Annotated in this window: 14 protein-coding genes; all 14 read left to right on the top strand. The window is 49.0% G+C overall.

What is annotated here, in order from left to right; genetic code table 11:
- Positions 1–700, top strand: a 700-nt coding sequence (locus AB4Z33_RS19115; RefSeq protein ID WP_442051442.1) for an S-layer homology domain-containing protein, incomplete at its 5' end; no start/stop codon positions are given.
- Positions 701–874: 174 nt separating this feature from the next.
- Positions 875–1,294, top strand: coding sequence for a hypothetical protein (locus tag AB4Z33_RS19110; RefSeq protein ID WP_442051441.1), 420 nt, complete (start codon positions 875–877; stop codon positions 1,292–1,294).
- 14 nt (positions 1,295–1,308) lie between these two features.
- Positions 1,309–1,653: a hypothetical protein gene (locus AB4Z33_RS19105; protein ID WP_442051440.1), complete on the top strand. Its 345-nt coding sequence runs from the start codon at positions 1,309–1,311 to the stop codon at positions 1,651–1,653.
- Positions 1,654–1,867: 214 nt separating this feature from the next.
- Positions 1,868–3,208: a DEAD/DEAH box helicase gene (locus tag AB4Z33_RS19100; protein WP_442051439.1), complete on the top strand. Its 1,341-nt coding sequence runs from the start codon at positions 1,868–1,870 to the stop codon at positions 3,206–3,208.
- A 148-nt stretch (positions 3,209–3,356) separates the two neighbouring features.
- The gene (locus tag AB4Z33_RS19095) at positions 3,357–5,105 is read left to right on the top strand and encodes an alpha-glycosidase (protein WP_442051438.1); all 1,749 of its coding nucleotides are present in this window, start codon (positions 3,357–3,359) and stop codon (positions 5,103–5,105) included.
- A 161-nt stretch (positions 5,106–5,266) separates the two neighbouring features.
- Complete coding sequence (locus AB4Z33_RS19090) at positions 5,267–5,542, top strand: PQ-loop domain-containing transporter (protein WP_442051437.1); 276 nt, start codon at positions 5,267–5,269, stop codon at positions 5,540–5,542.
- 84 nt (positions 5,543–5,626) lie between these two features.
- Complete coding sequence (locus AB4Z33_RS19085) at positions 5,627–7,243, top strand: glycosyl hydrolase family 18 protein (RefSeq protein ID WP_442051436.1); 1,617 nt, start codon at positions 5,627–5,629, stop codon at positions 7,241–7,243.
- A 132-nt stretch (positions 7,244–7,375) separates the two neighbouring features.
- Positions 7,376–8,032, top strand: a complete 657-nt coding sequence (locus AB4Z33_RS19080) for a response regulator transcription factor (protein ID WP_442051435.1) — start codon at positions 7,376–7,378, stop codon at positions 8,030–8,032.
- Positions 8,033–8,035: 3 nt separating this feature from the next.
- Complete coding sequence (locus tag AB4Z33_RS19075) at positions 8,036–9,478, top strand: ATP-binding protein (RefSeq protein ID WP_442051434.1); 1,443 nt, start codon at positions 8,036–8,038, stop codon at positions 9,476–9,478.
- A complete protein-coding gene (locus tag AB4Z33_RS19070) occupies positions 9,475–10,236 on the top strand; it encodes a hypothetical protein (protein WP_442051433.1) in 762 nt (253 codons plus the stop codon). Before AB4Z33_RS19075 ends, AB4Z33_RS19070 begins: the two co-directional genes overlap by 4 nt.
- A gap of 138 nt (positions 10,237–10,374) precedes the next feature.
- Complete coding sequence (locus AB4Z33_RS19065; RefSeq protein ID WP_442051432.1) at positions 10,375–11,157, top strand: M15 family metallopeptidase; 783 nt, start codon at positions 10,375–10,377, stop codon at positions 11,155–11,157.
- Positions 11,154–12,395, top strand: a complete 1,242-nt coding sequence (locus AB4Z33_RS19060) for a CapA family protein (RefSeq protein ID WP_442051431.1) — start codon at positions 11,154–11,156, stop codon at positions 12,393–12,395. Before AB4Z33_RS19065 ends, AB4Z33_RS19060 begins: the two co-directional genes overlap by 4 nt.
- A gap of 19 nt (positions 12,396–12,414) precedes the next feature.
- On the top strand, positions 12,415–13,194 hold the full coding sequence (locus AB4Z33_RS19055; RefSeq protein ID WP_442051430.1) for an N-acetylmuramoyl-L-alanine amidase family protein: 780 nt from the start codon (positions 12,415–12,417) through the stop codon (positions 13,192–13,194).
- 110 nt (positions 13,195–13,304) lie between these two features.
- Positions 13,305–15,002: an S-layer homology domain-containing protein gene (locus AB4Z33_RS19050; protein ID WP_442051429.1), complete on the top strand. Its 1,698-nt coding sequence runs from the start codon at positions 13,305–13,307 to the stop codon at positions 15,000–15,002.
- Positions 15,003–15,097: the final 95 nt, after the last annotated feature.

The following is a 15,097-nucleotide window of genomic DNA, read 5'->3' as shown; positions in this document are numbered from 1 at the left end:
GGAGCTGGAGAACCCTGAGCATATCGTTATCTGGTATATCGACGGCAGCGGCAACGTGATCTCGATTCCGAGCGGGCGTTACGATGCGAAGAGCGGAACCGTTACCTTTGTTACGACACACTTCAGCGCATACGGGGTAGCCTACGCCAAACGTACTTTCGACGATTTGAACCAAGCGGAGTGGGCAAAGCAAGCGATAGAAATAATGGCCTCCAAAGGCATCATTAACGGAATCACGACAGAAGCCTTTGCTCCTAAAGCACAGATTACTAGAGCCGATTATGTCGTGCTGCTGGTCAGAACATTAGGACTGAGTGCGGCATTCGAAGGCAACTTCGCCGACGTTTCGCTGGACGCTTATTATTACGAAGCGCTGGGCGTTGCGAAGCAGCTGGGGATTATTACGGGAAGCGGCGGCAATGAATTCCGTCCGCAGGACAATATCACAAGGCAAGACATGGCGGCGATGACGGCTCGCGCGCTAGAGAAGGTGAAAGGACTAGCGGCAGCGGCTGATACCGCAGTCCTTGATGGCTACAACGACAATGCTGATATTGCCGGATATGCGCAAGCAAGCATGGCAGCTCTAGTCCAAGAGGGACTTATCTCTGGATCGGGAGGCAAGCTGAACCCGCAAGCGCTGACGACTCGCGCGGAAGCGGCAATGTTTCTGTACCGAATATACAACCGATACGCATGATCATGAGGGGCGGGCCTGGAATAGGCTGCGCCCCTTAGTTTTCTTGTATGCCGCTGCTTATTTAACCTCCTAAATAAAAGATGTGATTTCCCTTATTTGGATTGAAGAGCAAGGTCTTCTCCTTTATAATTGGAGGTGATTCAAGAATTTGTCAACAAACTGGAGGAGTAGTCCATGTTAGTAGGAAAAGGCGCAGTACGTGAAATGGCGAATGATATCGATAAAGTAGTTAGAGAAATTGATCAGATTACACAATCCAAGATTGACCGTGTCGCTGACAAAATCGACTCCGAGCTCAACTCTTGCGGCCGTGAATTAACGAATGCCGCGACGACATTGTCTCAAGTAAAGCCGCTGATCGACAGGCTGGTCGGGCAAGTGGGACAGAACGCTCCTGACCATGTTCAGGTTCTTGTTACTTCCATTGCACAAGAGGTCATGTCCAAAGTGATCGCTGCAACAGGCAATATCGACGAAGTTCAACGCAACATCAAGGATGTTGACAAGCTGACGAACGAAATCGATAGCTTGACAGACGAAATCGACAAGCTGACGAATAAGATCGACGAGATCACTGATAAATATCAGAAATAAGGAGGCTCGTCATAATGAGCGATTACACACCGCCGGTTGGCCAGAACAACTACATGGGTGGATGGGGAAACCAGCAAGCGAAGGAAACCGCGCTAAGAATCGACCATCTGGCTGACAAAGCCAAGTTCGGCATCGAAATGCTTGGAACAGGCTTGATTGGTATTGATGCATTGGAGAAAGAGCTGATCGAGCTATCGAATGCTCCCCAAGCTCCGACTCAAGTGCAAATCAGATCGCTTGCTCATCGTCTCGATTCCCATCAGAAACAGCTTGAGCAAGGGCTGAATCGCATTAAAGATATGATGAACGATATTGACCGCGCTACGGATTCCATTCAGGGGCCGCGCACAAACTGGTAACGACATTCAGCGTACAGCCATTATAGGTTTTTATATGAGAACTAAGACCGCGAAGCATGCTGCTGCGCGGTTTTTTCGTTTTTTGTCCTTATAGTGTCTGCACTGTGCTATACTTGTATGTTATGATGTAATGAAACGGTTAGTGRAGACCGCTACAACGGATATTATAGTTGCTTGCGTGACTAATATAGGCAAGTATAACTAAGGAGACTATATGACATTTAACGATTTGAATCTTTCACCTTCGATACTAAAAGCTTTAAGCAAAGAGAACTATACAACGCCTACACCGATTCAGGAACAGTCGATTCCGGCAGTGCTGGAAGGCAGAGATTTACTTGGTTGTGCCCAGACGGGTACAGGAAAGACGGCGGCGTTTTCTTTGCCGATCATTCAGCTGTTAAGCGAGCAGAAATCGAGTCCGAACACGGGACGCCGCATTCGCTCATTAATATTGACTCCGACAAGGGAGTTGGCTATTCAAATTGCCGACAACATTAAGGCGTATAGCCAGTATACCGATATCCGTTGTTGCGCTATCGTTGGCGGCGTGTCGCAGAAGCAGCAGGAGCGTGCGCTTCAACAAGGCGCGGATATTATTATCGCAACGCCGGGCCGACTCATCGATCTCATCAATCAAAAACGTATTGATCTGCAGCATGTTCAAATTTTGGTGCTTGATGAAGCTGACCGGATGCTCGATATGGGCTTTATCCATGATGTGAAACGAATTATTGCCAAAATGCCTAGTAAGAAGCAAACCCTTTTCTTCTCGGCAACGATGCCGCCGGAAATATCGAAAATGATTAAATCGATACTCATTAATCCGGTAAAAGTCGAAATCACGCCGGTATCCTCTACGGTTGATCGAATAGAGCAATCGATTTATTTGTTGGAAAACGGGAAAAAACAAGCGTTATTGAACGACTTGCTGCAAGATAAAACGATTGCTTCGGCGTTGGTATTTACTCGGACGAAACGCGGTGCCGACCGCGTTACGCGAGATCTATCTCACGCAGGAATTACGGCACAAGCCATTCATGGCAATAAGTCGCAAAACGATCGCCAGAATGCGTTAAGAAACTTCAAGAATGGCGCAACGCGAGTACTCGTGGCAACGGATATCGCGGCACGGGGCATAGATGTGGATGAGCTTTCTCATGTATTCAACTTCAACCTTCCCGAAATTCCGGAAACCTACGTGCATCGTATTGGCCGTACGGGCAGAGCTGGAAATAGCGGAATCGCAATCTCGTTCTGCGAGGCGGAGGAGCTTTCGAACCTGAAGGATATTGAGAAGTTGATCGGCAAAAGCATTCCTGAAATGAAAGAGCATCCGTATCCGATGCGGAATAAACCTGTTACCAAAGCTGCGATAGCAGCAGCGGCGGCAGCAGCTAAGCYAAAAGCTTCGAAACCGGCTGGCGCTAGACCGCCAGCATCCAAATCGAACTATGCAAAGCCGGCAGCATCCAAGTCTGACGGATCTAAGGCGAGGCCAGTGCGGAAGCCGAAGTCAGAGTGGTTTGCCAAGCGAAGCGCAACGAGTAAATAAGAAAAACGATTGACGTAACGATATTCCTATGTTAAATTTGTGGAAATTAAAGGCAATGTAACCATTTGGGTTCAACCTCGTGTATACGCGGTTGGGCCCTTTTTGCGTTGTCTTAATCTACCTAATTCTAAGGAGAGTGCACAAGAGTATGAATGAAGAAGCGATTTACCACCGTTCCAAATTTAATTGGACCTATGCTTACGATGATCGCACCCTGCATATCCGAATTCGAACGAAGAAAGCGGATATCAAACAAATTACTCTTTATTATGGCGACAAATATAGCTGGGAGCACGTCAATGATTGTATACCCATGGCTCATTGGGTATCTGACGGTAAGTTCGATTATTGGGAGGCTGCCATACAGCCGAAGCTTCGCAGGGTGGCTTATTATTTTGCCTTGAATGATGGGGAAAGAACAGTCTACTTATCGGAGAAAGGCCTTTTTGACGAACCGCCGGTCATTTTTTATGAAGGCTTATACGATTTCCCGTTCCTAAATCCTGCTGATGTTCATAAGCCGCCGGCATGGGTGAAGAAAGCCGTGTTTTATCAAATATTTCCGGAGCGGTTCGCGAACGGAGATCCGTCCAACGATCCTGAAGGGACTGAGCAATGGGGCGGCAAGCCAACTCCTCATAATTTTTTTGGCGGCGATTTGCAAGGCATTATCGATCATCTTGATTATGTGAGCGCGCTTGGCATTAACKCGATTTATATGAATCCGGTGTTCGAGGGAACGACCAACCATAAATACGATACGAAGGATTATTTGAAAGTCGATCCGCATTTCGGCACGAATGATACGTTGAAGCAGCTCGTGAAAGCGTGCCATGAACGAGGAATACGGGTATTGCTTGACGCCGTATTCAATCACTCGGGTCACACGTTTGAACCTTTTGTCGATGTCATGCAAAAGGGAGCCGCTTCCCCTTACGCCGATTGGTTCCACATACGCGAATGGCCGCTCACCGTGAAGGATGGCCTTCCGTCGTATGATACCTTCGCCTTTGAACCGATCATGCCGAAGTTGAATACAGAGAACGCCGAAGTGAAAGCGTATCTTCTGAAAGTCGCAACGTATTGGATTGAAGAAGTGGGAATCGACGGTTGGAGACTCGATGTAGCGAATGAGGTGGATCATGCCTTCTGGAGAGAGTTCCGCCAAACGGTAAAGGCTGTTAATCCGGAAGCCTATATTTTAGGGGAAATTATGAATGATTCTTTGCCATGGTTGCTTGGCGATCAATTCGATGCAGTCATGAATTATCCCTTCACAAAAGCGTGTCTCGATTTCTTTGCCCACAATCGAATCGGTGCATCGGAGCTCGTTAATAGGCTCAGCGGGCAAATGACGAGCTATTCGAGACAAGTAAATGAAGTTGCCTTTAATTTGCTCGGCAGTCATGATACGGTTCGTCTGCTCACGCTGTGCGGCGGCAGCCTAGAGAGGCTGAAGCTAGCAACGTTGTTCCAGCTTACGTTCCCGGGCGCGCCTTGTATCTATTACGGCGATGAGATCGGTATGGATGGAGGTTATGATCCCGATAATCGCAAATGTATGGAATGGGATCCGGAGAAACAGAACGGCGATTTGCTTCAGTTTTTCAAGCGGCTCATCTCCTTGCGTCACCAATATGCTGCCCTGCAAGATGGAACACTAACCTTTGTATCTGACCAGGACAATGATCAGCATTTAATATACGAGCGTCGAGACGACCAGGATCTGTTCGTGATACTCATTAATCGTTCGGGGGTTTCTTCAACCTTACAGACGTTGGTAGACGGGGAAACCTGGGCTGATATCCTATCAGGGAAAGAAGTCGCCACCGCGCATGGTCGATTGAGCTATGAGCTTCCTGCGTACGGTTACGCGATATTGCATCAACAGAAATAGTTTGTTTACTTGAAATTTTGGATTTGACTTTCCCATTCATCCTTAAGCCGAATACCCTGGGCCGTGCAGTTAATTTTGTTGCTGCACGGCCTTTTCCGTTTTGGCGGGCGTTCGTCACGAAATGGGTTATTGATGCATAAGCTTCATTTGGAGGGGATCGTATGCTCTTTGCCCTGTTTCAGATTATCGGAGGCGTTATTCTTTCGTTCGGATGGATTCCGCAAATTGTGCAAATCATTCGAACAAAATCGGTGAAGGACTTGAATCAGAAAACGTTCTGGCTGCTATTCGCCGGCATCGGACTTATGGAGGTCTATGCGGTTAGCTTAGCGCTCGATGGCGTTGGTTATGCATTCTTGATCACGAATACGATGTCCTTGGTTCTTATTGTCTTTATCCTTGCTTTAATCTTGATGTACAGAGGTAAAGAGAAGTAAGTTTTCCTCTGGCCGTTTGAATATGAAACTATTAACCTCTCTAGGTCGTTTATAATAGAGTCGTACCTAAGAGAGGAGATTATCATGATTAGGAAAGCAAGTCTGCTTGTATTTATATTTGTACTGCTGTTCGCAAATCAAACGTTCGCCTATGACGTACAGCTCCAGCCCTTCAAAGACGAAAAAAATGATTATTCGAAGGAGTCCATCTATACGTTATCGGCGCTGGGCATTATTAGCGGTTACGAGGATCGAACCTATCGACCGGAAGCCGACTTATCGAGGGAAGCGTTCATTAAGCTGCTCGTCACGGCGGCTCAATTGGATACGAGCGCTGCTGCCGCGTCCCGACTACCTGGCGATGTGGCGAAAAATCGTTGGTCTGCGCCGTTCATTTCGGTTGCCTATGAACGTGGATGGCTCGATCGTTTATTAGATAGCAAGGGATTGTTCCAACCAACGAAGACGATTACGAGACAAGAGGTTGCGATGCTGGTAGGGCAGTCGCTGCTGGAGTCGGAGAAGGAAGAGACAAGGAAGCAATGGTTGTCCACGGAGTGGAAGAAGGAACGGGATGCAAGAGCCTTCAAAGATCATTCCGCTATTACGGTTTCTATACAGCCTTATGTATACTATGCGGCGCACCGCGGCATTATGGAGGGCGATTCAAGCGGCTTTAAGCCGGCCGAGCCGCTTATTCGCAAGCAGGCGGCGGCTGTTATTTATCGACTATTAGACAAGCGGATATCCGAGCAGAAGGTTGATTTTACCGGCTATTATGCGGTTCAATCTTATCCTGCGATTAATCAGATGGACAAGCTCGCGAATGTAATCTTTGGTTGGTCGCACTTAGAGTATAGCACTGCGGGAACGGCTAAGCTGAATACGAGCGCGACGGTCAATCGCATTCCGAACGGTTACGAGGAGGTCATTGCTGCGGCCGATGCAGCGGGGCTCTCGAAGGAGCTAATGGTATTCGCAGACGGCAGCAGCAAGCTGGCAGACTTCTTGAAGGATCTGCCTGCACAAGCTGCCTTTATCGAATCGTTGGTAGCGACCGTGAACGATCCAGCTTACTCGTTCACCGGCGTGAGCATCGACTTCGAAGGCTTGAAGGATGCGGCAAGCGCGGCAGATTACGTGCGATTCCTGCAAGCGTTGAAGGCTCAGTTAGGCTCACGCACATTGTCCGTGGCCGTGCCTCCGATCCATTATTACAAAGGCTATGATTTGAAGGAGATCGGCAAGCTGGCAGATACCGTTATACTGATGGCTTATGACTTCACCCATGACGCGAGCAAGCTGCCTTCGGCTCCGCTGCCGCTCGTTAACGATACGGTGGCCACGGCGCTGAAGGTTATACCGAGAGAGAAGCTCGTGCTGGGCATCTCCAAGCAGGCGAATCAGTGGGTAACGACGAATGGCGTCACCGGATCTGTGCTCAGCCCAGCCATCACGGATGTAGAAAAGCGGCTGGCGATGTCAGGAGTGAAGATCTCATGGCCGATGCCTTATTTCGTGACCAAAGCGACTTTCGCGGATACGAGCAGCAGTCATGAACTATTTTATGAAGATACGCAAAGTATAGCGAAGAAGCTATGGCTCGCGAAGTATTACGGTCTGAAGGGCGTGTCCTTGTGGCATATGGGCAATTACACCCAATCGGACTGGAAGCTGGTTGGCGAGCAGGCTGCAACTTAGATTAACTACAAGGGCTGTCCCTATAGCCATTAGGCTTGCGGGGCGGCTCTTTCTCTTTCCTGCGAAATTATGCTATGTTGGGAGTGTAGCAGCGTTTGCTTGTGGGATGTGAATTGGAGGCATGAACAGGCAATGAATAAGCGAATACTTATCGTCGAGGACGATAGCTCGATTTCGAATATTATTAAGATGAATTTGACGATCGTCGGATATGAGACCGAACAGGCGTATGATGGCATTGAAGCGCTGGAGACGATCCGCAGCGGCAAGTTCGACCTGATCCTGCTCGATGTGATGATTCCCCGTATGGACGGATTCGAGCTGATGGAGAAGATAAGGCCGTTGGAAGTTCCGGTTATTTTCTTAACGGCTAGGGAGTCAGTGTTCGACAAGGTAAGCGGCTTGAAGCTGGGAGCGGACGACTACATGGTCAAGCCGTTCGAGGCGATCGAACTGCTGGCGCGTATCGAGACGGTATTAAGGCGTTACGGCAAGGAGGATTCGGTCATTGCCTTTCACCATATCCGAGTATACCTGGACAAACGTGAAGTAACGGCCCACGATACGGTTGCAGAGCTTACGCCGAAGGAGTATGAATTGTTGATCGTTCTGATCCGGAATAAGAACATTGCCTTGTCGCGGGAGCAGTTTATCGAGAAGGTGTGGGGCGGCGATTTCTACGGCGAGACGAGAACCGTCGATATGCATATTAAGTCGTTAAGAAAGAAGCTCGGCCTGCAGGAGCATATTAAGACGATCTACAAGATCGGCTACAGGCTGGAGGATTAGCCGATGAAATTTTGGCAAAAAATATGTCTGTTCTCTATTATTACGTTCATCGTCATATTCAATGCGGCTTCCATCATGGTCATCGAACGAAACCATAGCAAAATGCTGCTGCAGGAGATCAACAACACGTTGAGCGCGAACATGAGCATTAACTCAAGCGTGAACGCGATCGTGCCGATCCTGCGCATTTACGATTCCATTGATTACGAGAAAACCGTGCTTACGAATATCGCTCAGGAGTTCGTGGAGAAGAACAGCGGCCAGGGCAACTACCTTGAAATTGCGGGCGACCAGAACAAAACGATCTATAGTAACCTGGACTTTGACATGCCGGCAGACCGCGAGGAGCAGAAGGGGCTGCAGCCGGACGAGATCAAATATATTTTGAGAGATATCGACAGCCGTACTATGCTCTTCACAACGAACGTAACGGACATTAATCAGAAAAGCTATGTATTCACCTACGTCAAGGATGTTTCGCCGCTTTATGCGGAACGGGTGGAGCAGTACCGGTTATTCATTCAAATCGACATTGGCGCATGCTTGCTCTACATGATCGTGATGTTCTTCATCAGCAAAGGGCTGACGAAGCCGATCGAGAATATGGTTCGTACAGCCAAGGAGATCGCTCAAGGTCAGTTCTCGGAGCGGGTACAGCTGAAATCCCGTGATGAAATCGGCATATTGGCGACTAATTTCAATGAGATGGCATCGGTCGTGGAGGATAAAATCATCGAGCTGGAACGCAACAACAGCGCACAGCAGCGTTTCATCAATAATATTACCCATGAGCTGAAGACGCCGTTAACGTCGATCATTGGATATGCCAATTATATGCGGACGACCAAATACGACGAGGCGGCTTTTCTTGAAGGGGTTAACGTGATTTACAATGAGGGCAAGAGGCTCGAGGCGTTGTCGACGAAGCTGATGGATTTGATCCTGCTGACCGACAGACAGCCCCTGATGAAGCCAGACAACTTGAAGGATATTGTAGCGGAGATGGAATCTTCGCTCAGGTTAATTGCCAGCGCGAAGGCGATCGAGCTTGAGCTGCTGTGCGAGGATAGTCCTTTGCTGGCTGAGAAGGATTTGATTAAGGTCATCATATTCAATCTAGTGGACAATGCGGTCAAAGCTTCAAGCGAGAAGGGACGAGTCACGATCCGTACGGCAATGCAAGGAGAGGCATGCGTGCTTGAAGTCGCGGATGAGGGTAAAGGAATTGCCGAGGAGCATATCGCTAACATATTCGAGCCGTTCTATATGGCGGACAAAGCTCGAACGAGGAACAACAATGGAGCGGGGTTAGGGCTGTCGATCTGCCGGAGTATTGCGGAGCTTCATCATGGCGTGATCGAAGTGGCCAGCGAGCTTGGGCGAGGCACAACGATACGGGTTGTTTTCGGGCAACCAAACCGTGCAATCGAGGTGAGCGGAACATGAGAATGATCGCAACGCTGCTCGTTGTTTCGATATTCAGTATGCTGCTCGCCGGATGCGGCAGCTTCTACTCGAGTATTCCGAAAAATACCGTCATGGTCAAAAAAATCAATCAAGATAAGCCGGCCGAAGAGGTGGAATATAACGGCGTGCTTTCGGAAGAGTCCGTCAAGATGCTTAGCGTTAATGCGGTGAACAAATACTTTGGCCATAATCTGTCGGTGGACGATATATTGATCGAGACGACCTCTATGGATCAACAGCAGATCAAAGCGGTATTGGCGGATGCGACGAACGATATGAAAATGAAGCTGGGATTTCTAGTTGAGTATAAAGAGCAATTAGGCGAGGTCGCTAACGGCATCTACATGTCCACGATCGTTAACAAATACGATTCCGAGGATATATACGGCGTCGTCATGAACGCAAAGGATGGCGAAGTTGTCGGCCTCTCGAGAGTGGACGCAGAGAAACGTCCAACGTCCGTCGATAAAAAATTTGATATTAACGGCATGGTAGCCAAAGCAGATCAATTCATCGAGACGATGGGCGATTATACGCAGAGCGCATTGGAATGGGATGACAGCTACTATTTAAGCGGATATGTGACGGAATTGTACTATAAGAAAAAGGATAGCGACGTCGTTGAGTTAAGTGTGCTGATTAACACACTCACTGGCGAAGTTGTAGGCTTCTACAAAGATATTATGACCATCCTGCAGCTATGGATCGGCAAGCGAATGTACGAAATATCCAAGTAAGGAAAAAGAGACTGATTTTAGTCTCTTTTTTTTGCGTTTTTTTGATATTTTACAACTTCATTACAAGTCTATCTCACTTCTAATATGCCGCTTCGTTACACTAGCAGCATGTCACCGACGAAGATGGGAGAGTAAGCAATGACAAGAAATAGAAGGACGAAGCTCGCAGCCGTAACAGCCTTAGCGGTCATTACGCTTTCGATGATGACCGCATGTGACGGACGGGACGCGGACCCGCAGGCACAGGCGCAAGGAGCAAGCGGGACGAAAGCAGAAGGTTTGCCTCCAAAGAAGACGCCGTTGAAAGAAACAATGGCTGATGTAATAGAAGCGGACAAAGTCGCGTACGATTGGACGATTAAAGCATTGGTCAATCGGGAACATCCTCTCGAAGAATCCGAGGTGCCGGAAGACTTGGTGAAGGTGGAGGTGCCAACGGTGCTCGAGAATCCCGAAGTGAATCAACTGAGAGAGGAGCCGGCTGCGGCACTTAAGCAATTGTTCGCCGGGGCGGAGAAGGAAGGACATAAGCTGTATGCCCGTTCAGGCTATCGCTCCTTCAAGACGCAAGATGCGCTGTTCGCCGGTTATGCCAAGCAGGCGGGAGAGGAAGCAGCGAATCGTTATAGCGCGAAGGCAGGCCAAAGCGAGCACCAAACAGGACTTGCGATGGACGTAACGAGCGAAAGCGTATCGCTCAAGCTGACGGAAGATTTCGGCGAGAAGGAAGAAGGGAAATGGTTAGCGGCCCATGCTCACGAATATGGATTCATCATTAGATATCCGAAGGGCAAGGAAGACATTACCGGTTATATCTATGAACCATGGCATATTCGGTACTTAGGTATCGAGCTGGCGACTAAGGTGTTCGAGAGCGGACTGACCTATGAGCAATATGTGGATGAGGAGCAACAATCATGAGACGGGGAAAAGGGATGTGGAGGAAGAGGCTGGGAGCAGGAGTAATCTCATTGGCAATCATCGGAGCGGCAGTTGGCGTTGCTGTTTGGATACAGGGATATGAGGGCATCGTCGGCGCAAACAAGGGCGATGGCGAAAGCAAGAAGCCGCAGGCGTTGACGGTGGTGGAGCAGGGTCAGGAATCGGAGCAAGAAAAATCCGGCGACATTACGATTCAGCTTGCAGCCGTCGGCGATATTATGTTCCACAATACGCAGCTAGAGAGCGCATTAGTTGATGCAGGCAGCTATGATTTTAAGCCGGTATTCGAAGTGGTGAAGCCGATCATAGAAGAAGCGGATGTCGCGATCGCGAACTTTGAGACAACAACGGCTGGCAAGGACAAGTATCCTTACTCCGGATATCCGCGCTTCAACTCGCCTGATGAAGCGGTAGATGCGCTGCAGGAAGCGGGTTTCGACGTAATGACTACCGCTAACAATCATAGTCTCGATACAGGTAAGGACGGCATTATTCGAACATTGGACACGATTCGTAATCATGCTATGGACACGGTCGGTACGTATGCGAGCCGGCCGGAATCGAGGGTGCTGATGAAGGAGGTTAAAGGCATCAAGCTTGCTTTTTTATCCTATACGGAGCATGTCAATGGACTCGAGAGTATGCTTACGGCGGACGAGCTGGATGCCATGATCAATGTCGTGGATGAGCAGAAGATGAAGGAAGACATCGCATATGCGAAGGTGCAAGGAGCGGATCTTATCGTTGCATCGATCCACTGGGGCAATGAATATGAGCGCGAGCCGTCCGGCAGGCAGGAAGAGCTGGCTCAGATGCTGGCCGACTCCGGCGTTGGAATTATTCTTGGCAGCCACCCGCATGTCATTCAAAGATCGGAATGGCTGGACCAAACGTTTGTCATCTATTCAATGGGCAATTTCATATCCAATCAACGGGCCGAGACACTCGATAATGTGTACACGGAGGACGGCGTCATTGTTCGCTTCGAGATCAGCAAAAACCTCGAGACGGGCAAAACGTTCATTAGCAAGGTCGATTATGTTCCGACATGGGTGTATCGGGATAAGGAGCAAGGCGGCTCCGTATACACGTACAGGGTTTTGCCTGCGGAAGGCTACAAGGATAATAAGTCGGTTTCAGATGCTTTCAAAGCAAGAATGGAGCGCTCTTATAAAGATACGATGTCGCAAATGGATGTGAACGCGAATGCAAGTTAAATCGAGGGAAATAGGAAATATGAACAGAGGCTTGATTGGCAGGAAACGAGGTCGTTCGCGGCTTCGTGCTCTCATACTTTTGCTGGGTATTATCGCTTTGGCTATTATTCTTTGGCCTTCTTATGACCAGGAGCCGCCTGTGCATACGAATGGCGACTCAGCTCTATCTGGAGTCTCGAATGAGTTGGAGAATGCCGGCGGATCTTCTTCGCCTTCGGAAGCCGAGCTACCTGGGTTTACAATCGTAATTGATGCCGGTCACGGCGGGAAGGACCCTGGGGCAAACGGCGCAAGCGGAAAAGAGGAGAAAGATTTTACGTTGTCACTGGCTCAGAAGGTGTATGCGCTGCTTGAGGAGGACCCGCTGTACAATCCGTACATGACGCGCACGGACGATACGTTCATTGAGCTGGAGAATCGCACTTTATATTCGAATGAGCTGAATACCGATGCTTTCCTATCCATCCATGGCAATACGTATGAGGACCCTGGCGTCACCGGGATGGAGACCTATTACGATGCGGCTAGCAGCTTTCCGCTGGCGAACATCATTCATAGGAAGCTTGCCGAGGCAACCGGCTTTCCCGATCGGGGTGTCAAGCAGGAAGGCTGGAAGGTGCTTGATGGAAATGAGAGTCCTTCTATTCTCATGGAGCTCGGGTTCCTCACCAATCCCCAGGAAGAAGCGCAAATGCTGGACGAAGCTTGGCAAGACCAAGTGGCTCAGGCGATTGTGGATGGGTTGAAGGAGTATTTTTCTAATGCGGACGGCGCAGATGTTAGCGGAGAATTGCCGTGAATGCGCAATATCATCCCTTTCGTCTTAATCTTCGGAATCACTCCTCACGAGCAAGCATACATTTTGAAGGAAAATGGATAGCTATTCGCTTGAGTTGAGGAGGTCATTTAATGAAATGGTTTCAAAAGATCGCGGTAGCGCTGTTCGCGATCATCCTATTCGCGTCCACGTTAGGCCCGATTCCTAGTGCGTCCGCGATAGCTCGCATACTCACGTACAGCGTTTATGAAGGTGGGGATGTTTGGGCAGGGCAAAAACCGCTGAGCGTTCCTTATCTGATTGCCGGTCGGACGTATCGTTTCTCTTATACGGATGACAGTCATTTCACGACGACGGAGATACCAAGAGTGGATTTTGCTTTGGACAATAATCCTTCCTGGTTCAGAGCGCCTGGCTCTGGAGCGATTTTTCAAATTCCGATTGATCCCGCTTACTTGTCGGTAAGGCTTCGTTTGGGCGTTCTATTCAAACCTTTTATAGGCGACAACAGCTATGACGAACGGATTCTTGGTCCCTACAAGGTGCTGCAGCCAAGTTCTCCTTCGGATTTGGTCGCAACACCTAACAATGACGGCACGGTGAAAATTACGTGGACGGATCATACGAATATGGAATCTTATTACGAGATCAAGCGCGACGGTCCAGACKGGACGAAGACGTTCGTGGTAAGCAATACGGAAGACTATATCGGGCCGCTTGTTTACGAGGATAAGGCAACGGCGAAGAAAAACGATATTATTTATGCTTATACGGTTACACCGGTTGTAGACAAATACACGTTAACGGATGCGGAGTCGCTTGGTTGGATATCGACGCTTGTCCGGACGAAGGTTCGATTGAATATAAACATAGACCCCGATATCTTCGGGCCGATCGATATTATTGATTTACCGGATGTCACTTCGCCTGTCATTAAGCCGGATACACCGATTATTAAGTTGGACCCTAAATTTACGGAAATATGGAGCAAGGAACTCGTAAACATCGACAAGATTGTTCTGAACCGTATTAGCCTGAACAAAAACGCAATAACGCTGCAGAAGGGGCAAAGCGAAACGCTGACGGCGACCATTCTGCCTGCTAACGCAGTGAACAAGAAGGTCGTGTGGAGCAGCGCGAATCCGGATATCGCAACGGTGGACAGCTCCGGCAAAGTAACAGCGGTTAACCCTGGTATTGCCAAGATTATCGCCAAGTCGGACGTTGGCGGATACAAGGATATTTGCACCGTTACGGTTGAAGATCCTACGGCTGGCTCTGGCAAGTTTAAAGATACGGTGGGCCATTGGGCCGAAGATGAAATTGCTACCGCAGTGAAGCTTGGTTTCGCCAGCGGCTACACAGACGGCAGCTTCAAGCCGAATGGCGGCATTACGCGTGCTGAATTCGCTACGCTGTTAATTAAGGCTTTGAATCCCGCTGTTGAGGGAGCGCCATTAACCTTCAAAGACAAAAACAAGATCGCAGCTTGGGCGCTTCCTTATGTAGAGAAGGCCGTAGCGTTAGGCATTATTAGCGGTTATACGGATGGCACTTTCCGTCCGGGCGCGGGCATCACCCATACGGAGATGGTGTCCATGGTCGTCCGCGCTTCGAAGCTGGCGCTGTCCACGGGCGCATCTACTGGCTACGCGGACGAAGCGGCTATTCCGAAGTGGGCGAAGGATAGTGTTGCCACAGCTGTGAAGCATAACATGATCCAAGCGGAAGCCACGCCTGGCAACAAGTTCGCTCCGGCAGCGCCATCGACTCGCGCGGAATCCGTATCGGTCATACTGGGGATGCTTCTCGCTATGAACCCGGTATAAGTTAGTAATGTGTGAACAAAATAACTGGAAAATGTACCGTTATTACGGCTCTACTTGCCTATTTTCATGATTAGATGGAATTTCTMCTGTTAATA

Source organism: Paenibacillus sp. 2TAB19 (assembly GCF_052115185.1).
Lineage (GTDB): Bacteria > Bacillota > Bacilli > Paenibacillales > Paenibacillaceae > Pristimantibacillus.
Note: the sequence above shows the minus strand (reverse complement) of the source record. Positions and strands in the feature narration are given on the sequence as shown.

Coding starts and splice junctions, on each gene's coding strand:
- AB4Z33_RS19060 (WP_442051431.1), top strand. CDS start 11,154: ATGAGACGGGGAAAAGGGATGTGGAGGAAGAGGCTGGGAGCAGGAGTA.
- AB4Z33_RS19070 (WP_442051433.1), top strand. CDS start 9,475: ATGAGAATGATCGCAACGCTGCTCGTTGTTTCGATATTCAGTATGCTG.
- AB4Z33_RS19110 (WP_442051441.1), top strand. CDS start 875: ATGTTAGTAGGAAAAGGCGCAGTACGTGAAATGGCGAATGATATCGAT.
- AB4Z33_RS19080 (WP_442051435.1), top strand. CDS start 7,376: ATGAATAAGCGAATACTTATCGTCGAGGACGATAGCTCGATTTCGAAT.
- AB4Z33_RS19085 (WP_442051436.1), top strand. CDS start 5,627: ATGATTAGGAAAGCAAGTCTGCTTGTATTTATATTTGTACTGCTGTTC.
- AB4Z33_RS19065 (WP_442051432.1), top strand. CDS start 10,375: ATGACAAGAAATAGAAGGACGAAGCTCGCAGCCGTAACAGCCTTAGCG.
- AB4Z33_RS19075 (WP_442051434.1), top strand. CDS start 8,036: ATGAAATTTTGGCAAAAAATATGTCTGTTCTCTATTATTACGTTCATC.
- AB4Z33_RS19105 (WP_442051440.1), top strand. CDS start 1,309: ATGAGCGATTACACACCGCCGGTTGGCCAGAACAACTACATGGGTGGA.
- AB4Z33_RS19055 (WP_442051430.1), top strand. CDS start 12,415: ATGAACAGAGGCTTGATTGGCAGGAAACGAGGTCGTTCGCGGCTTCGT.
- AB4Z33_RS19090 (WP_442051437.1), top strand. CDS start 5,267: ATGCTCTTTGCCCTGTTTCAGATTATCGGAGGCGTTATTCTTTCGTTC.